This window comes from Amycolatopsis sulphurea (genome assembly GCF_002564045.1).
Classification (GTDB): domain Bacteria; phylum Actinomycetota; class Actinomycetes; order Mycobacteriales; family Pseudonocardiaceae; genus Amycolatopsis; species Amycolatopsis sulphurea.
Window position 1 is genome coordinate 2,361,590 of the sequence record NZ_PDJK01000002.1, and the last position, 18,247, is coordinate 2,379,836.

An 18,247-nucleotide genomic window follows, 5' to 3' on the forward strand; every position below is an offset into this window, starting at 1 on the left:
GTGTCCGGCCCGCCGGCGGTCAGTCGACCACGCCGCTGCGCCAGGCCCAGGCCGCGATCTCCACGCGGTTGCGGGCACCGATCTTGGACTGCACGGCCGCCAGGTGCGTCTTCACGGTGGACAGCGAAAGGTACAGCTCGGCGCCGATCTCGGTGTTCGTCAGCCCCCGCGCGGCCGCTTTCACCACGTCCAGCTCGCGCGCGGTGAGCGGTTCGGCGGGCTTCGGGGACTGGGGTTTCGAGGCGTTTCCGTTGAAGTGCTTCAGCAGCCGCACGGTGATCTGCGGGGACACCAACGCGTCGCCGCGGTCCGCCGCGCGCACGGCCTCGATCAGCAGGGCGGGCCCGGCGTCCTTGAGCAGGAAGCCGCTCGCCCCGTTGCGCAGCGCGGTGTGCACGTACTCGTCGAGATCGAACGTGGTGACCACGACGACCTTCAGCGGATCGGTCGTGTCCGGCCCGGCGAGCTGCCGGGTCACCTCGAGCCCGTCCAGCCCCGGCATGCGGATGTCCAGCAGGCACACGTCCGGGCGCAGCTCACGGGCCTTGGCCACGGCCGACACCCCGTCCGGCACGTCCGCGACCACTTCGATGTCGTCCTGCGCGTCCAGGATCATGCGGAAGCCCATCCGCACCATCTCCTGGTCGTCCGCGATCAGTACCCGGATCACCCGTTTGTCTCCCCGTTCGGTTCGAGCGGCAGCCACGCCTCGACCCGCCAGCCGCCGTCCGGCCCGCGACCGGCCGAGAGGCGGCCGTGCAGCAGCGCGACGCGTTCGCGCATGCCGACCAGACCGTAGCCGCCCGACCCACCGGCCGGACGGCGAGCCGGTTCCCGGCCGTCGTCCATCACCCGCAGGTGCAGTTCGTCCGCCGCCACCTCGGCGTGCACCAGCGCTTCGGTCGCGTCCGCGGCGTGCTTGCCGATGTTGGTCAGCGACTCCTGCACCAGCCGCAGCGCGGAACGGCCCACCTCCTGGGGCAGATGCGGTGGCAGATCCAGATGCAGGCTGGTGGGCAACCTGTGGTTGCCCGATTCGACCAGCCTGCGCAGGTCCGCGGCGAGGTCGGTGGTGGCCTGCTCGTTGAACTCGCCCGAACCGGCCGGCGCGTCCCCGCGCATGCTGCGCACCAGCCGGCGCATCGCGGCCAGCGCCTCCACCCCGGCGTCCTCGATCCGGGCCATCGCCTCGTAGGCCAGCTGCGGGTTCTTCTCCCCCGTCATCCGCGCGGCCTGCGCCTGTACCACGATGCCGGTCACGTGGTGGGCGACCACGTCGTGCAGTTCGCGGGCCAGCGCCATCCGCTCGGCGGTCTGCGCGTCGCTGACCGCGGCCTTGACCACCTGCTGGTGTTCGGAATCCCGGGAACGCAGGAAGAGCCCGATCGCGATGGCGATACCCAGCAGCAGGGAGCCGAGTACCGCGCCCAGCCCGATCGTCTGCGGATCGGTGAGCAGCCGGAAGCCGGGGCGCTCGAAGTTCAGCAAGGTGGACACCGCGACCGCCACCGACAGCGCCGCGATCCGCGGCCAGGCCTTCGGCAGCACGGTCACGCGGACCAGGTTCACCACCACGCCGAAACCGGCCACCACCTGCGCCGGCGGAATTCCGGTGCCAGGTTCGTACCCGTAACCGAGGCGCAGGAACGGCATCACCACCCCCGCCAGCAGGATCAGCCCGGCCACCACGAGGCTCGCCCTCGCGGGCTCGCGGCGGGAGTAGATCGCCGCCACCGCGGCCAGCATCGAGCAGAAGAGGATGGGGAACGACCGCAGTCCCACGTTGTAGGCCTGGGCGAACTCGAGAAACAGGCCGAGGCCGAGCGCGACCAGCAGCGGCCACTGGCCCATCGCCAGATCGTTGATCCGGTGCAGCCTCCGCACGCGCTCTTCGCGTTGCGGATCGGTGGCGTGCTGTGGCCTGCCGATCAGCCCGGTCAGCACCGCCGCGACAAGCAGCAGGAAGCCGAAGACCAGCGACTGGGTGATCCCGGCGCTGGAGTAGATGTAGCGGGGGAACCGGCCGAACACCGCCGCCATCGTGGCCACCACCAGCGTGGCGATCACGCAGAACGCCACGCGGGGGCGCACCCGGCGGGCCGTGAAGTAGACCATCTCCACCCCGGCCACCACCTCGGTGATGGACAGGTTCGCCAGCACACTCGAATAGGCGGGCACGCGGTAGTAGTGGATGACCATGGTGAACGCCACCAGCGCCAGTGCGCCGGTCATGCTCGCGACGGCCGCCCGCTTACGGGCCCACAGCGCGCATCCGGCCATCGCGAAGATGCCGGGGAACACGCCGAAATCCAAGAAGCGGCCGCCGACGTCATCGAGTGCCGCGCTCGTCACGTAGACCAGGTCGAAGGCCAGCGCCGCGAACAGCAGCACCACGGACGCGCCGACTCGGTTCACGAAATCGGTCGCGCGCGCGGAGAACGAGGTCGGTGATGGCTCGGACACACCGAAACGGTAGATGATCCCGCGTCGCGCGCACGTTGGCCAGGTGGTCGCACCCTCATCGGCCGATCGGCCGATGAGACCACCGATGGATCAGCCGTCTGCCCGAAGTGGACAACCCGGGTGGTTCCGCAATACTTCTGCCGAAGCAGTCGGAGATCGAAACAGGAGAGACCCTCGGATGAGCAATCCACAATGGAGCGCCGAACCGGTGCTCACCGGGCGTGGGCTGGTGAAGCGCTACGGCGAGCAGTACGCGCTGGCGGGTGTCGACATCGACGTCCGGGCGGGTGAGGTGATTGCCATCGTGGGTCCCTCCGGCTCCGGCAAGACCTCGCTGCTGCACCTGCTGGCCGGCATTCTGCGCGCCGACGGCGGGGAGATCCGCTTGCAGGGAGAGCGGATCGACCAGCTCGGGGAGACGAAGCGCAGCGAACTGCGGCGTACCGAGTTCGGTTTCGTGTTCCAGTCCGGGAGGCTCGTGCAGGAGCTGACTGTGGAGGAGAACGTCGCGCTGCCCTCGCTGCTCGCCGGGCGCGCCAGGCAGGAATCCATTGCCGCGGGCCGGGAATGGCTCGGCCGGCTCGGGCTGGCCGGAATGGAAAGCCGCCGTCCGGGCGAGCTTTCCGGCGGCCAGGCGCAGCGCGTCGCGATCGCTCGCGCGCTCACCCACCGGCCGAAGGTGATCTTCGCCGACGAGCCGACCGGTGCGCTGGACACCCGCACCGGCCACGAGACGATGAACGCGTTGCTCACCGCAGCGCGGGACTCGGGGGCCGCGGTCCTGATCGTCACCCACGACCGGGAGCTGGCCGGAGCGCTGCCCCGCGTGGTCGCCATTCGCGACGGCCGGATCGCCACGAGGCAGCCGGCATGAACCCGTTCCAGCTCGCCCTGCGCGTGCTCCGCGTCGACCGGCGTACCCGCACTTCGGCGATCCTCACCGCGGTCGGGGTCGCGGTCGCGACCGGGCTGGTGTTGCTGCTGGCCACCCTGCCGTTCGCCACTCAGGCCCGCGAGCAGCGGGCCCAGTGGCAGGAGCCGTACCGGTACGCCAAGGACGGCAAGCCGGCCCTGCTGGTCAACTCGTCCAAGGACTACTTCGACGGCAAGGAGATCATGCGGGTCGACCTCGCCGTCACCGACTCCGGCGCCGTCCACCTGCCCCCGGGCATCGACAAGCTGCCCGTACCCGGCCAGGCGATAGTCTCGCCGGAGCTGGGCAAACTGCTCAACCGCACGCCGGCGAACCAGCTCGGTGACCGCTTCGGCAAGCCGGTCGCCGCGCTCGGCGAGCAGGCGCTGCGCTATCCGGAACAGCTCGTGGTGCTGGTCGGGCACAGCCCGCAGGAGCTGCAGGGGGCCGGCGGGGAAGCGCAGCCCGGCGTCGGCGGCCGGCCGGTGGCCGATTTCCCCCATACCGAAGCTGAGCCGGACGGGATGCTCACGCTGCTCACCGGGGTCGGCGTCGTCGTGCTGCTGGTGCCCAGCCTGGTACTGGTCGCCTCCTCGGCGCGGTTGACCGCGGCCCGGCGGGAGCAGCGGATGGCCGCGCTCCGGCTGGCCGGTGCGACACCCGGGCAGGTGACTTCGATAGTGGCCGCGGAGACCGGGCTGTCCGCCGGGGTCGGTGCGCTGGCCGGGCTGCTGCTCAGCCCGGCGCTGTATGGGTTGGCCACGTTCGTCCCGTGGGCAGGCGGGACCTGGCTCTCCTCCGACTTCAGCCTGCCGGTAGGCCTGATCGTGGCGATCGTGGTGGCCATCCCGGCACTGGTGGTGCTGGCCGGGGTGCTCGGCCTGCGCCGGGTGATGAACACACCGCTGTTCGCCGACGGCGGGCATCAGGTGAAACCGTTGCACTGGTGGCGATTGCTGTCGTTGCCCGTGGCGGGGTTGTTTTTCCTCTACGCGATCTTGACCGGCCGGGATTCGAGCGGTGGCCAGGAACTCGTTCTCGTCGGGCTGTTCCTGGTGGTGGGTTCGGCGATGCTGGTCGGCCCCTGGGTCACGTCGGCGGTCGGGGGCACCTTCGTACGGATCTGGCGCCGCCCGTCGACCCTGCTGGCCGGACGGCGGCTGCGGGAAGATCCGCGGGGCGCCTACCGCGCGTCGGCCGGAATCGTGCTCGCGGTGTTCGCCGGGTCGATGGGGCTCACCCTGCTGCCGTCCTTCGAATCGCTCGCGGGCGACAGCAGCAAGTTCGTCGACTCCGCGTTGTACGTGGATGTCAGCCCGGAGAAAGCCGATGCGATGGTCGAACAGGCCAACAGCAAGCTTGCCGAGAGCGGCGTGCAGGACCGCGCGGTCGCGGTGCCCAACGTGGTCGTTTCAGAGGCGGCGGACAAAAGGGATGAGTCGTCCCATCTGGCGTACGTGATGGCGTGTGCGGATGCGGCGAAGCTGACCAAGGTCGGCATCACCGAGAAGGACTGCAAGCCCGACGCCGGCCTGTACGCGCCTTACGAGTTCGACACCAGCAAGTACATGGTGACGAGCAGTTCCGAGCCCGATGTGCCCACCAAGCCGCTCGGCTCGATCCAGGTGGGCCGTTACTCGACGAGTGAAGGGACGAACTCCGCTTACTTCATCGAGCCGGCGGCGATGCCCGCCGGGCTGCGGCCGAATGAAACGACCCTCGTGGTGCGGACCACCGATGCCGACCGGGAGCAGGTCCGCACGGCGCTGGCTTCGGTGGCGGGCAGCTCCGGAATCAAGAGCCCCCGCCAGCACGTCTACGACCAGCGGCAGGAGCTTGACGACGTGCGCCGGGTGACCGTGATCGGACTGACCGCGGCCGCGATCCTGGCCGGCTGCAGTGCGGCGATCGCCACGGCCGGCGGGGTGATGGACCGGCGCCGCACCTTCGGTGCGCTGATCGCGGCGGGTACGCCGGTTCGGGTGCTCTCCCGGGCACTGCGGATGGAGGCCGCGCTGCCGTCGCTGGTGGCCACGATCGGGGCCGGGGTGACCGGGATTCTCGTCGGGCTCGGATTGTTCAGTCTGGCCAGCAAGAACCCGATCACGCTGACTCCGTGGCTGATCGCGCCGGTGGTACTCGGCGTCGGGGTGGCTCTGCTCGGAGCCTCGGTCTGCACTCCCGCGCTCAAGCGGGTGGCGGCCGAACCACTCAACGACGAATAGACGCGCACCGGGGGTGCGGTAAGGGGGAAGGGCCGTTGCCGGGAATGGGAACCCGGCAACGGCCCTTCGTCGTGTCCGTGAAGGGGCCCTTCACGGACTCTGAGTCTGTGAAGGGGCCCTTCACAGACTGCTGTCCCGTCAGATCCGTTCGAAGATCAGGTCGTGCGAGACGCGGCCTTCGACGTCGGCGCGCTGCTCGAACTTCGTGACCGGCCGCCACGGCGGGCGTGGTGCCCAGCCGCCCGGCTCGCCGGCGTAACGGTTGCGCAGGGCCGGTTCCGCGGAGCACACCGCGAGCATCTGCTCCGCGTAGTGCTCCCAGTCGGTGGCGAGGTGGAAGGTCCCGCCGGGGGCCAGCCGCGAAGCCACCAGCGCGACGAACTCCGGTTGCACGATCCGTCGCTTGTGGTGCTTCTTCTTCGGCCACGGATCGGGGAAGAACAGCCGCACGCCGGCGAGCGCGCCGGGTGCGACGTGCTCGGTCAGCAGGACCACCGCGTCCCCGTGCATCAGCCGCAGGTTCGTGACGCCGAGCTTCTCCGCCCGCAGCATCAGCTGGCCGAGACCGGGGTCGTAGACCTCGGCGGCCAGGTAGTTCAGCTCCGGCGCGGCGGCGGCCAGCTGCGAGGTGGTCTCCCCCATCCCGGAGCCGATCTCCAGCAGCACCGGTGCTTCGCGGCCGAACCACGCGGGGAAGTCGACCGGTCCGGCGGGCAGGTCGGCGACCGTGCGGCCCAGCCGTGGCCAGTGCTCCTCCCATGCCCGCTGCTGCCCGACGGTCATCCGCCCGCCGCGTTTGACGTAACTGACCACGCTGCGCAGCCGTGGCTGGTGCTCGTTCTCCACCCGGACAAGATACGGGCGGGTCACCGCACCGCTTCGAACTCCCCGAGCCGGGCCCGCAGACCGGCCACCCCGGCCACCGCGATCGGCGGCGGGGTACCCGCGGAATGCGCGGGCAGCACGTCGATCCAGCCGTCGTGCCGATCGGTGTTGAGTACCGTGGTCGGGATCGAATGGCCGGACCGGCCGCGTTCGGAGGGCATGAACTCCCAGTAGCCCGATTCGCCGTCCGCGGCCCACGGCACGAACTCCCAGCCCGGCCTGCGGCTGAGCAACTGGGCGACGCGATCTTCGATGCGGAAGCCGAGCGCGCGGGATTCCAGCCGCCCGCTCGCCACCGCGCGCAGCCACCACGGGGCGGGCAGCTGCTCGTCGGACCGGGCGGCCCGGTGGTACAGCGTGAGCACGGCGTCTTCGGCGGCGCGGTGCACCCACGCCTGGCGCAGGTCACCCGGGCGCGTGGCCGGCAACGCGAACCGGGGCAATTCGATTGCCTGGGACCATTCGAGGTCCAGCATCGGTTCGAGCCGGGGCCGGGGCGCCGCCGCACCGCGGGCCGCCGGAATGGCGCTGACGAGATCTTGACCAGCGTCCACCGTCAAGGTTCACCTCCGGTGAGCTGTGTACATCGAGTGCGCTCTGCCTTCGAATAAACAGGCCACCTGAGCAGTATGTCCGCTCGCTGTGAGGGAAGCCACACCCGCTTAACGTGGTCTTAATCCGTTTGCCTGATGTACAAGCGCGTCCGCACGTGCAGATTCACGCGTCGCGCCGGTTCGCGGTGTACACCCCGGCCGAGAACAGCGCCGCGCAGATCGCCGCGAAATACGCGAGATAGGCCCACGGTCCGAGAGGGGCCGACAGTTTCAGGGTGGTTCTGGTGAAATCCCCACCGGCGAACTGCGCTGCCGCGTAGAACGGCATCCACTGGTAGACATCCTCGCCGATCCGGGGAATCAGCAGCACCAGTCCTTCCACCAGCTGGGTCCACACCAGCACCAGTGCCAGGGAGAACGCGGTGCTGCGCAACAACAATCCCACGCCGACGCCGAATATTCCGGTAAGTGCGAAGGTGATCGCCTGCCCGAACACCAGCCGCCAGTCGGCCGCGGTGTGCAGGGCGAGATCGGCGTCCGGCCGGACCAGCTGCGCCAGCCCCCACGACCCGGTGCCGGCGGCGAGCCCGAGCACGGCGCACAGCGAACCCACCACGGTGCCCTTCGCCAGCAGCGCGGGCACTCGCGCCGGCACTGCGAGGAAGGTGAGTTTCAGCGTGCCCCAGTTCGCATCGGAGGTCGCGGCGAGCACCGCGAGTACCAGTGCGACAGTCCGGCCGGCGCTCGCGGCAAGCTGGGTGTTCGCGACGTTGGCGGTCACCTCGGCACCGGAGAGCCCGAAGAACAGCGCGGTGAACCCGATCGGCGCGAGCACCGAAAGCGCCGCACACCACCACGGCGCGCGGGTACTGAAGAGCTTGATCCGTTCCGCCCGCAGGACGTTCACCGGGCACCTCCGCTCGGATACTCGGTGGCCTGCCCGGTCAGTTCCAGGTACGCCTGTTCCAGCGAACCGGTCACCGGGGCCAGCTCGTGCAGGGTGACCCCCGCGGTGAACGCCAGCTCGCCGACCGCTGAACTGTCCATTTCGGACACATGAAACCCGCCGGGCTCCTCGGTGAACACCGCACCCCGCTCGGTCAGCGCGGTGCGCAGGGCCGCCTCGTCCGGCGTGCGCACGCGGACCCCGCGCGGTCCGGCCTTGGCCAGGAACTCGGCCATCGTGCCTTCGTGGATCAACCGGCCGCGGCCGATCACCACCAGATCCTGCGCGGTCTGTTCCATCTCCGGCAGCAGATGGCTGGACACGAACACGGTCCGGCCTTGCTCGGCCAGCGTCCGCAGCAGCCCGCGTACCCAGTGCACGCCCTCCGGGTCGAGCCCGTTCACCGGCTCGTCGAACAGCAGCACGCGCGGGTCGCCCAGCAGCGCCGTGGCGATGCCCAGCCGCTGCAGCATGCCGAGGGAGAACTGCCCGGCGCGCTTGCCCGCCACCGAAGACAGCCCGACCAGCGCCAGTACCTCCTCGGCCCGGCGGCCGGGCAGCCCGTTGGCCGCGGCCAGCCAGCGCAGGTGTGCCCGCGCGGTCCGGCCCGGATGCCGCCAGGCCGGGTCCAGCAGCGCACCGACCGTCCGGAGTGGATCATCCAGCTGCCGGTACGGCCTGCCCTCGATGAGCGCGGTGCCGGTGTCCGGGGTGTCCAGGCCGAGCAGCAGCCGCATGGTGGTGGACTTGCCCGCGCCGTTCGGGCCGAGGAATCCGGTGACCCGCCCGGGACACGCGGTGAACGTCAGATCGCGCACCGCGACGGTGCCGCCGTAGGACTTGCCGAGTCCGGTCGCTTCGAGCACGTTCGCCCCCTCTCGCCGGGCGAACTCTACCGGGACGAAAAATCCGGGCCGCCCCCGAAAGGCGACCCGGATTGTTCTTTCTTCCCCTTTTTCCCCATTGGTCTCGCCGAGTCCGGTCCCACTCGGCCCCGGCGAAACCTTCCCTGTGGGTCGTTACGCGTCGCGTTTGTTCACGACGACGATCGAGATCATCAGCATCAGTACCGCGAACCCGGCGAAGTAGGCCAGCGATCCGCCCTGCGAGAGGGAGACTCCGCTGTCCGGGCGGGGCGTCAGGAAGTTTTCCATGACGTGGAACGGCAGCCAGCGGTAGATTCCGTCGCTGACCAAGCTGATCAGACGCTCGCCCATCAGCGCCCAGAGCAGCACCAGCGAAAGCGCGCCGGCACTGTGCCGGATCAACGCGCCGACGCTGAGCGCGATCACCGCGGCCAGTCCGAAGAACACTCCGCCACCGGTGACGTTGATCCAGTCCGCCGAGGTGGTCAGCGCCATCTTGCCGGTGGGCTCCAGGAGGTAACTGACCCCCCAGGCGGCGAAGCCGCTGATCTCGCCGAGCACCAGCCCCAGCAGCCCGACCACGCCGGCCTTGGCCAGCAGCACCGAGGTCCGGTTGGGCACGGCCTGGAAGGCGGTGCGGATGGTGCCGAAGCGGTATTCCGTGGTGATCGACAGCGCGGCCACCACCATGGCCACCGCGGCGCCGAACTCGTACCCGCGCGTGCTGCTGGTGACGGAGAGGTAATCAGTGTGGCCCGCGTTGCTGGCGACGTACATGATGCCGAAGCCGCTGGTGACCAGGATGGTGAGGAGGCCGCCCCACAACGGCGCGCGGGTGGTGAAGAGCTTGATGCGTTCGACCGCAAGCAGATTCATGATTCTCTTCCGATCCGTGGTGGTCAGTGCGCGGGGGCGGGCTCGGCCGGCCCGGTGTGGTACTCGACGGAGTCGCCGGTGATCTGCATGAAGGCCTGCTCCAGCGATCCGGTCTGTGGGCTCAGCTCGTGCAGCACGAGCCCCGCGGCGCCGGCGAGCTCGCCGATCCTGGCACTGTCCAATCCGGACACGATGAGCGCGTCGCCCGCGTCGGTGACCTGCGCGCCGGCCTGGGCCAGGTGCTGCGCCAGGGTGGGCAGCTGCGGCGAGCGCACCTTCACCGTGTTGTCCGAGGCGCGCGCCACGAATTCCTCTGTGGACGATTGGGAGATGAGCTCTCCCTTGCCGATCACCACAAGCTGGGTGGCGGTGAGCGCCATCTCGGAGAGCAGGTGGCTGGAGACGAACACGGTGCGTCCCTCGCCGGCCAGCCGGTGCATGAACTGCCGGATCCAGAGGATGCCCTCCGGGTCGAGGCCGTTCACCGGCTCGTCGAACAGCAGCACTTCCGGGTCGCCGAGCAGGGCCGCGGCGATGCCCAGCCGCTGGGACATGCCGAGCGAGAACCCGCCCGCGCGCTTGTCCGCGACCGAGGTGAGCCCGACCAGATCGAGTGCCTCGTCCACCCGGCGCCTGGGGATCCCGTTGGACTGGGCCATCCACCGCAGGTGCCCGCGGGCGGAGCGGTTGGGGTGCACCCACTTCGCGTCGAGCAGTGCGCCGATGGTGCGCAGCGGGTGCTTGAGCTCGTGGTAGAGCTTGCCGCCGATGCGGACTTCACCCGCGGTGGGGCTGTCCAGCCCCAGCATCATCCGCATGGTGGTGGACTTGCCCGCCCCGTTCGGCCCGAGGAAGCCGGTGACCTCTCCGGATGGCACGGTGAACGAAAGGCTGTTCACCGCCAGGGCGTTCCCATAACGCTTGGTGAGACCCGTTGCCTCGATCATCCTTGCTCCCTTGGTGCGGTCACTGACCTGTCACATGGTGACGGAGCAAACCGGCGCGCGCGTCATCCTGCGGTTCGAATCCGCGGCACGACCTGAGTAGTACACAAACGGGTTACTCGGCGGGGGTCACCTCAGGGAAAACCCTGAGGTGACCCCGAGTTCACCGCGAGTGATCGCGACAGTCCGAAGTGGAACGACGAGAGTACGAAGTGGACTCTTCGGCCGGGTCAGTCCAGGCCGGGGCGGGCGAGCCCGGTCTCGTAGGCGAGCACCACCGCCTGTACCCGGTCCCGCAGATCCAGCTTCGCCAGGATCCGGCCGACGTGGGTCTTCACCGTGGCCTCGGACAGGAACAACGACTCCGCGATCTCCAGATTCGACATGCCCTTCGCGATCAGCACGAGCACTTCGCGCTCACGCTCGGTCAGCACGTCGAGTTCGCCCGCGTCGCGGGCCGGGGCGCCACCGGAGCCGACGAAGCGGTCCAGCAGCCGCCGGGTGACCGACGGGGACACCACGGCGTCCCCCGCAGCGACCGAACGCAGCGCGGACACCAGATGGTCGGGCTGGGTGTCCTTGAGCAGAAAGCCGGACGCACCGCCTTGCAGCGCCGCGTACACGTATTCGTCCAGATCGAAGGTGGTCATCACCAGCACGCGTGCGGTGCCCGCGGCGGTGATCTGCTTGGTCGCCTCGACCCCGTCGAGCACCGGCATGCGTACGTCCATCAGCACCACGTCCGGCCGCAGGTCGGCGGCCATCCGCACGGCCTGCGCGCCGTCGCCTGCTTCGCCGACCACGTCGAGATCGGCCTGCGCGCCGAGCACCATCCGGAACCCGACCCGCATCAATTCCTGATCGTCGACGATCACTACCCGGATCATGAGTCCAACCTAGCCGGAAACACTGCGTGAACCTGCCAGCCGCCCCCCGGGGCCGGCCCGGCTTCCAGAGTTCCGCCGTACACGTTCGCCCTCTCCCTCATCCCGATCAGCCCGTTGCCGCCGGGTACCTGCAACCTCGGCGCGCCACTCTTCGCCGCGGTGGTCGCGGTGGTGACCTCCACCAGCTGGCGAGCCTGGCCCGCGCCGTCGTCCCGGACCAGCACCTCGACGCGGTCGCGGTCGCGGTGCACCCGCACGGTGGCCCGCGCGCCGACCCCGGCGTGCTTGAGCGTGTTGGTGAGCGATTCCTGCACGATCCGGTAAATCCCCAGTGACACCCCGGCGGGCAGGGCGCCGAGGTCCTCGTCGAGTTCGAGGCTGGTCGGCACGCCGGCCGTGCGGATCCGCGCGACCAGTTCGGACACCGCGTTCGCGTCCGGCTGCGGCACCCGGGGCTCGCCCTCGCCCTGATCACCGCGCAGCACGTCGAGCAGCCGCCGCAGTTCGCCGAGCGCGCCGCGGCCGGTCTCGGAGATCGTCTGCAGCGCCCGCCCGGCCAGCTCCGGATTGCCCGCCAGCGAGAGCTTCGCGCCGTCCGCCTGCACCACCATCACGCTCACCGAATGCGCGACCACGTCGTGCAGTTCCCGGGCGATCCGGCCGCGTTCCTCGGCCACCGCGATCCGGGCGGCCTGGTCGCGTTCGGTCTCCAGCAGATGCAACCGGACCTCGACCTCCCGGTGATAGGCGCGGCGGGCGCCCATGAACTCGCCGAGGGTCCAGAACAGCGCGAGGCCGAAGAAGATGAACATGATGTTCGGCAGAGCCCGCTCCGCGGGGTCGGCCAGTGCGGTCACCGCGTTCATCAGTACGAGCGCGCCCACGTAGAGCAACCCCTGCTTGCGCCCGACGTAGACCAGGATCGAGTAGAGGCTCAGCCCGAGCGCCACGACGCCGGAGATACCGAGTCCCAGCGTGCTGTGCGCCACGGAAACGGCGTAGACGAGGTAGGCCGCGAGAATCGGACGCTTGCGGCGGAAGGCCAGCGGCGCGACGACCGCGATGTCGATCGGCACTGTGACGTACCAGGGCGGCATCGGCGTGGTGTCGACGTCCGGGAAAGCGGCGTTGCCGAGGAAGAGCACCAGGTCGACGAAGCCGAGGAGCACCGCGATCAGCGTGTCCCCGGCCATCGGGTGGGCACGCATCCACAGACTCAGCCGTCGCACCTTTCAACAGTAGGTCGTGTACGGCCGGGTTGCGTCGCTCCCGGGTAGCACCTTCGATGCGACCGGAGGATGACCGGCATGGCACGATTCGTCCGCGGGCAGGAACACGAGCCGGAAGGACACGGACGGTGACGGCAGCGGCGGGGCAGGGTCGGCTCGCGGGACCGCTGTCGGATTCGGTGGCCGCGCTGTGCCGCCGGTTGCAGTCGCAGGTCTCACCCCGGACCGCGGCCGGCTTCGGCGAGGTGCTGCGCAGGCTCGGCGCGCCCTTGCAGGTGGCCGTCGCCGGGCGGATCAAATCGGGTAAATCAACGCTGGTCAACGCGCTGATCGGGCGCCGGGTCGCGCCCACCGACGTCGGGGAGTGCACGCGGCTGGTCACCCGGTTCCAGTACGGCACCGTCGACCGGGTCGAGGTGGTGTTCGCCGACGGCCGCAAGCAGGTGCTCCCGTTTGCCGCGGACGGTTCGATCCCGGCCGAACTCGGCGTGGACATCGCCGAGGTCTCGCACCTGGAGGCGTACCTGACCAACGCGGTGCTCCAGGACATGACGGTGATCGACACCCCGGGCCTCGGCTCGCTCGACGCGGCCTCGGTCTCGCGCACCGAGCAGCTGCTCGGCGCCGCGGACCTCGACGATGGTTCCGACGATCTCGACGACACCTCGCGCAACGCGGTGGCCGGCGCCGAGGCCGTGCTGTACGTGGTGACCCAGGGCGTGCGCGCGGACGACCAGCAGGCGCTCGCCGCCTTCACCGCCGCGACGGCAAGCCGGGAGGCAGGCCCGGTGAACGCGATCGCGGTGCTGAACAAGGCGGACACGATCGTCGCGGAGACCGTCGCCGGGGCCGGTGGGGACGTGTGGAAGGCCGCGCAGCTGCTCGCGCAGAAGCAGGCGAGCACGCTCAAGCCGCGGGTCGCGGACGTGCTGCCGGTGATCGGCCTGATCGCCGAGTCCGTCGAGTCCGGCGGGTTCACCTCGGTCGACGCGGAGGCGTTGCGGCAGCTGGCCGGGCTCGACGAGGACGTGCTGGAGACCATGCTGGTGGCCGCGGACCTGTTCACCGGCTGGGAATGCGAGGTACCCGCCGGGGTCCGGCTCCGGTTGCTGGAGAAGCTGGACCTGTTCGGTATCCGCAGTGCGGTGGCCCAGATCCGGGCCGATCCGGAGCTGACCGCGGGCGCCTTGCGGCGCCGGCTGCTCGACTTCTCCGGCCTCGACGCGGTGCGCCACCGGCTGGCGGTGGTGTTCGCCGCGCGTGCCGACGGCATCAAGGCCGCGGCCGCGCTCGCCTCGGTGACCGCCCTCGCGCACGCCTCCGGCGACCCGGCCGAACGCCAGCGCGTGCACGACGCGATCGAAGTGCTGCTGGCTCGTCCCGAGGCACACCAGCTGCGCCTGCTGGAGGCGTTGACGCTGGTCGCCTCCGGTGCCGTGGAGATGCCCGAGGACCTGGCCGAAGAGGTGCTCCGGGTCGGCAGCAACGCCGAACTCGGCGACCAGCTCGGCCTGCCCGGGGCGAGCCGCCCGGAGCTGGCCGCGCACGCACTGGAGCGCGCGGGCTGGTGGCGGTCGTTCGCCTCGTTCGGGGCCACCCCCGCGCAGAGCCGGGTGGCACACGTCGTGCACCGGGCCTATTTCCTGATCTGGCAGCAAATCCGCGAGCAGTGAGGATCCCCGCCGGACGCGTAGGCTGGGTTTCGTGCGGCTGGGGGACACCACTTCGTGGCGGGTGTACTGGGGCAGCGATCAAGGCATCGACCTGGCGCTGTACCTGCGGGACGTGCTCGCGCTCCCGGTCGCCGAAGGGCAGTTGCTGCCGCCGGTGGAGCCGGCGGTCCCCGTGCATGTGCCACCCGCGCTCGACCGGGCGTCGGTGCAGGCGGGCTGGCCCGGCTGGTGGAACGGCCTGCTGGAAGCCCTCCGCTGCCGCGGGGAGAGCCGGGTCCCGCGCCGCCGCGGCATCCCGTCCCCCGGTGACGGTTCCGCGATCGACCTTGCCGCGCAGCACTTCGCCCAGGCCGCGGCCCGGCATTTCGCCGACGCCCGCCGTCCGGCCGCCTTCCACCGCCGTCAGATCGTCGCCGGTGACCGGCTTGGCCAGCTGGTCCGCGAAACCGAGCTGGAACTCGGCCGCCGGGCGCGGCCGTTCCGGTTGTCGGTACTGGAAATCCCGGTGGCCGGCCGGGTCTGGCTGCGCACCGCGGAGGAACAGCTGCTGGTGTCGTCCCGGCTCGCCGAGGACGTGCCCGCGCTGGAACAGGCCATGCGCACGCTGATCCGGAGCCTCGCCTGAGGCGGGTGGCGGAGCGGCCCCGGCGGCTGGTGGAATCTCCGGTGACGAACGGGGGCGAGCCGTGACGGGACTCGGCGAGAGCGAAGCACCGACCGGCGAGATCGCGGCCGCGGACCTTGCGCGGATCATCGCGGAGGCCGAAGGAACCGGGCACGCGATGGTCGCGTCGGAGCCCGGTGTGGATCTCTTAGCTACTGCCGGTGAGCTGGATCGTGCGCTGGCCGACCGGCAGGCCCTCATCCAGCTGTGTCTCTATGCGCTCGATCGCGCCCGCAGCAACGGGGTGGCGCAGCGGCTCGAAGACGGGCTGGCCGCGATCGGGGTGCGGGCACTCCGGCCGGACGGTGAACGGTTCGACCCAGCCCGTCACGAGGCGGGCGGTGCGGTGGCCACCGACGACCCGGCCCTCGAAGGCGTCGTCGCGGAGACCGAGGTGACCGGGTTCGCCGACCAGGAGCGGCTGCTGCGCGCGCCGGTCGTCACGGTCTACGCGAAGCGGGCGCTGTGACAGCACCGGCGCTGCCTGCGCAGGTCCAGGCCGCGCGCGAGCAGCTGCTGGAGGTGGTCCGCGAGGCCGATCCGGCGCTCGCGCAGTGGGTCGCCGACGTGCGCCGGACCCGGTCGGTCAAGCCGTCGGTGGTGGTCGTCGGCGAGACCAACCGAGGCAAGAGTTCGCTGGTCAACGCCCTGCTGGCGAGTCCGGGGCTGTCCCCGGTGGACGCGGACGTGGCGACCGCGACGTACCTGGTCTTCGAGCATGCGGCGCAGTGGGGTGCGCGGGCCTGCTACCCCGGGCAGCATCCGTCCGTGCCGTTCGACCTCGGGCAGCTGGTGGACTGGGTGTCCGCGGCGCACGAGCTGCCGCCCGGTCAGCTTCCGCCGCGCTACGTCGAGGTGTCCGGTCCGATCCCGCTGCTGGAGCGGCTGACGCTGGTGGACACCCCAGGCGTCGGCGGTCTCGATTCGCGGCACGGCACGCTGGCGCGTGAAGCCGCCGCGGAGGCGACCGCGCTGGTGTTCGTGGTCGACGCATCGGCACCGTTCACGAGCACCGAGCTGCAGTTCCTGCGCGACGTCGCGGATCGTGTGGAGACCGTCGTCTTCGTGCTGGCGAAGACCGACGCGTTCCGTGGCTGGCGGGAGATCCTCGAAGCGGACCGCCGTCTGCTGGCCGAGCACGCGCCGCGGTTCGCCGGCGCGGTGTTCCATCCGGTTTCGGTGCGCGTGTTCGAGACCGCGGCGAAGGCGCCGAACGAGCAGGTCGCCGCGATGCTGCGGGAGCAGTCCGGGATCGCCGCGCTGCAGGTGGCCCTGCAGGAGCTGCTGGTCGGCCGGTCGATGATGCTCACCGAGGCCAACACGCTGCGGGCGCTCTCCAGCGTGCTGGCGGAGCTGAAAGCCGGGCTACAGGCGGAAAGCCGGGCGCTGTCCGCGGGCGAGGCCGAGGCCGGACAGCTGCGTGCACGCCGGGACCGGCTGCAGTCCGACCGGCGCACGTCCACCCGGGGCTGGCAGCTGCGGCTGCGTGGGGAGATCCAGCGCACCCGCGTCGAGATCGGGCACGAAAGCAGCCGGGAGATGCGCGAGGCCCAGGCACACTTCAGGCAGCGCATCGACGCCGCGAAGCGCGAAGATCTGGCCGCGGTGCCGCAAGACGTGGACATCGCGCTGCAGACCACGTCGCAACGCGTTTCGATGCTGCTTTCCCAACGGCTGAACCAAGTCACGAACGTCGCGCTCGCGGAGCTGTTCTCCGCCGGGGAACTGGACGTGATCCGCGGTCAGTTCGCCAGGGCGGGCGGCCCGCCGGTGGTCCTGCGCCCGCCGGACAAGAAGCCGCCGACGGCCGAGGACAAACTGCTGGTGTTCATGGGCATTTCCGGCGGCGTCGGCGCGGGCAAGCTGGCCGCACTGCCGCTGGCCGGGGTCGCCCTGCTGAACCCGGTGGTGCTGCCCGCGACGATCGTGATCGGCCTCGGCGCCGGCTGGTGGATGGCCCGCACCCGAAAGCAGGCCGCGGACAAGCAGCATCTGAAGCAGTGGCTGGTCGAGGCCATCGCGGACGCCCGCGCCACGCTCGATCAACTGGTCGCCGAGCAGCTCATCGAGGCCGAACAGCAGCTGTCCCTGGCCTTGGACGACGCGATGGGCCGCCGGATCGGGGCCATCGAGGCGGAGCTGAAGCAGGTCGATCAGACGATCAAGATGGGCGCGCAGGAACGGGCGAAGAAGATCGCGATCGTGGCCAAACGCCTCCGGGAGATCACCGAAGGTCACGCCAGGGCCGAGGCGCTGCTCACCCGCATCCGCGCGCTCCGGGACCGAGCATGATCGGCTGAGACGGGACCGGACCGGCCTGGGCACTGATCGGCTTGTGGACGGGAACCGAACCGGCCTACGGTGAGTCTCACCGATCGATACAGCGCAGACCCGGCCGTACCAAAAGGGGGCACCACCCATGTGGGTCGACGAGAGCGGCGGCAGCGACGCCAACGGGCCCGAAGCCATGACCGTGCACGTCGAAGGACAGGAGTACCAGGCCGAGGTCAACTACGACGCGGACCACGACGGTGTGGCCGACACCGCCGTCGTGGAGCACGGCGACGGGACGGCACAGGCCTTCCTGGACACCGATCACGACGGGGTCGCCGACCGGTACGAGGTGCTCGGCGCGAGCGGCCAGGTACAGGACCAGGCGGTCTACGACGAGGCCAGCGGTTCGTGGGTGGAATCCGGTGGCCACTCCGGCGGCACCGATGCACCGGCGCAGAACACCTCGGCCGGCGGGCACATCCACGCCGATCTGCCCGGCGGCGGGGTCGATGCCGGCGCCGCGTCCATCGACACCGACCACGACGGGCATAACGACACCGTGGTCGTGGAAACGAAGTCCGGCGGCACCATCGCGTTCACCGACACCGATGGCGACGGTGCGGCGGACGTCGCGGTCGAGATCGGCTCGGACGGCTCCACCAGCACCTACGAGCACACCGGCCCCGGCCAGTGGAGCGAGACCTCCGGCCCGCCGGACCGGGCGTTCGACCCGGCGGCCGACGCGGCCTGGGGCGGCGAGGGCACCCAGCTGCTCAACGGCGTCGCGCGGATCGACTCCGGCACCGGTCAGTGGATCAGTCCCAACTGAGCCGTCGTAAGTAACCTGC

17 protein-coding genes are annotated in these 18,247 nt (G+C 70.5%); 7 read left to right on the plus strand and 10 right to left on the minus strand.

Going from position 1 to position 18,247, the window contains the following annotated elements; all coding sequences use genetic code 11:
* Positions 1-19: 19 nt before the first annotated feature.
* On the minus strand, positions 20-670 hold the full coding sequence (locus ATK36_RS17115) for a response regulator (protein WP_098512479.1): 651 nt from the start codon (positions 668-670) through the stop codon (positions 20-22).
* The gene (locus ATK36_RS17120; RefSeq protein WP_098512480.1) at positions 667-2,463 is read right to left on the minus strand and encodes a sensor histidine kinase; all 1,797 of its coding nucleotides are present in this window, start codon (positions 2,461-2,463) and stop codon (positions 667-669) included. Before ATK36_RS17120 ends, ATK36_RS17115 begins: the two co-directional genes overlap by 4 nt.
* A gap of 178 nt (positions 2,464-2,641) precedes the next feature.
* Between ATK36_RS17120 and ATK36_RS17125 the strand changes: the two genes are divergently transcribed.
* Entirely contained in the window at positions 2,642-3,337 is a 696-nt protein-coding gene (locus ATK36_RS17125) for an ABC transporter ATP-binding protein (RefSeq protein ID WP_098512481.1), read from the plus strand.
* Positions 3,334-5,601 carry an FtsX-like permease family protein gene (locus tag ATK36_RS17130; protein WP_098512482.1) on the plus strand — a complete coding sequence of 756 codons (2,268 nt, stop codon included), beginning with the start codon at positions 3,334-3,336 and terminating at the stop codon, positions 5,599-5,601. Before ATK36_RS17125 ends, ATK36_RS17130 begins: the two co-directional genes overlap by 4 nt.
* Positions 5,602-5,739: 138 nt before the next feature.
* Here the strand turns inward: ATK36_RS17130 and trmB are convergent, their stop codons facing one another.
* The 8 genes from trmB to ATK36_RS17170 all read right to left on the minus strand — a co-directional run bounded on the left by trmB (position 5,740) and on the right by ATK36_RS17170 (position 12,767).
* On the minus strand, positions 5,740-6,447 hold the full coding sequence (gene trmB, locus ATK36_RS17135) for a tRNA (guanosine(46)-N7)-methyltransferase TrmB (RefSeq protein ID WP_098514950.1): 708 nt from the start codon (positions 6,445-6,447) through the stop codon (positions 5,740-5,742).
* Positions 6,448-6,467: 20 nt separating this feature from the next.
* The gene (locus tag ATK36_RS17140; RefSeq protein WP_245915372.1) at positions 6,468-6,962 is read right to left on the minus strand and encodes a hypothetical protein; all 495 of its coding nucleotides are present in this window, start codon (positions 6,960-6,962) and stop codon (positions 6,468-6,470) included.
* A gap of 241 nt (positions 6,963-7,203) precedes the next feature.
* The gene (locus ATK36_RS17145) at positions 7,204-7,947 is read right to left on the minus strand and encodes a hypothetical protein (RefSeq protein ID WP_098512484.1); all 744 of its coding nucleotides are present in this window, start codon (positions 7,945-7,947) and stop codon (positions 7,204-7,206) included.
* On the minus strand, positions 7,944-8,852 hold the full coding sequence (locus ATK36_RS17150; RefSeq protein WP_098512485.1) for an ABC transporter ATP-binding protein: 909 nt from the start codon (positions 8,850-8,852) through the stop codon (positions 7,944-7,946). The genes ATK36_RS17145 and ATK36_RS17150 overlap by 4 nt, the downstream gene beginning before the upstream one ends.
* A 153-nt stretch (positions 8,853-9,005) precedes the next feature.
* Positions 9,006-9,728, minus strand: coding sequence for an ABC transporter permease (locus tag ATK36_RS17155; protein ID WP_098512486.1), 723 nt, complete (start codon positions 9,726-9,728; stop codon positions 9,006-9,008).
* A 23-nt stretch (positions 9,729-9,751) separates the two neighbouring features.
* Positions 9,752-10,675 carry an ABC transporter ATP-binding protein gene (locus tag ATK36_RS17160; RefSeq protein WP_098512487.1) on the minus strand — a complete coding sequence of 308 codons (924 nt, stop codon included), beginning with the start codon at positions 10,673-10,675 and terminating at the stop codon, positions 9,752-9,754.
* A 227-nt stretch (positions 10,676-10,902) separates the two neighbouring features.
* Positions 10,903-11,559 (minus strand): response regulator, encoded by a 657-nt coding sequence (locus ATK36_RS17165; RefSeq protein WP_098512488.1) that lies wholly within the window; start codon positions 11,557-11,559, stop codon positions 10,903-10,905.
* A complete protein-coding gene (locus ATK36_RS17170; protein WP_423682916.1) occupies positions 11,556-12,767 on the minus strand; it encodes a sensor histidine kinase in 1,212 nt (403 codons plus the stop codon). The genes ATK36_RS17165 and ATK36_RS17170 overlap by 4 nt, the downstream gene beginning before the upstream one ends.
* Positions 12,768-12,916: 149 nt before the next feature.
* Here ATK36_RS17170 and ATK36_RS17175 point away from each other — a divergent pair, with 149 nt between their 5' ends.
* The 5 genes from ATK36_RS17175 (at position 12,917) to ATK36_RS17195 (ending at position 18,228) form a co-directional block, all read left to right on the plus strand.
* Positions 12,917-14,461 (plus strand): dynamin family protein, encoded by a 1,545-nt coding sequence (locus tag ATK36_RS17175; protein WP_098512490.1) that lies wholly within the window; start codon positions 12,917-12,919, stop codon positions 14,459-14,461.
* A 31-nt stretch (positions 14,462-14,492) separates the two neighbouring features.
* On the plus strand, positions 14,493-15,086 hold the full coding sequence (locus tag ATK36_RS17180; RefSeq protein WP_098512491.1) for a hypothetical protein: 594 nt from the start codon (positions 14,493-14,495) through the stop codon (positions 15,084-15,086).
* 157 nt (positions 15,087-15,243) lie between these two features.
* Positions 15,244-15,594 (plus strand): nucleotide exchange factor GrpE, encoded by a 351-nt coding sequence (gene grpE / locus ATK36_RS17185; protein ID WP_098514951.1) that lies wholly within the window; start codon positions 15,244-15,246, stop codon positions 15,592-15,594.
* Positions 15,591-17,417 carry a dynamin family protein gene (locus tag ATK36_RS17190; protein WP_098512492.1) on the plus strand — a complete coding sequence of 609 codons (1,827 nt, stop codon included), beginning with the start codon at positions 15,591-15,593 and terminating at the stop codon, positions 17,415-17,417. Before grpE ends, ATK36_RS17190 begins: the two co-directional genes overlap by 4 nt.
* A gap of 127 nt (positions 17,418-17,544) precedes the next feature.
* A complete protein-coding gene (locus ATK36_RS17195) occupies positions 17,545-18,228 on the plus strand; it encodes a hypothetical protein (RefSeq protein ID WP_098512493.1) in 684 nt (227 codons plus the stop codon).
* Positions 18,229-18,247: the final 19 nt, after the last annotated feature.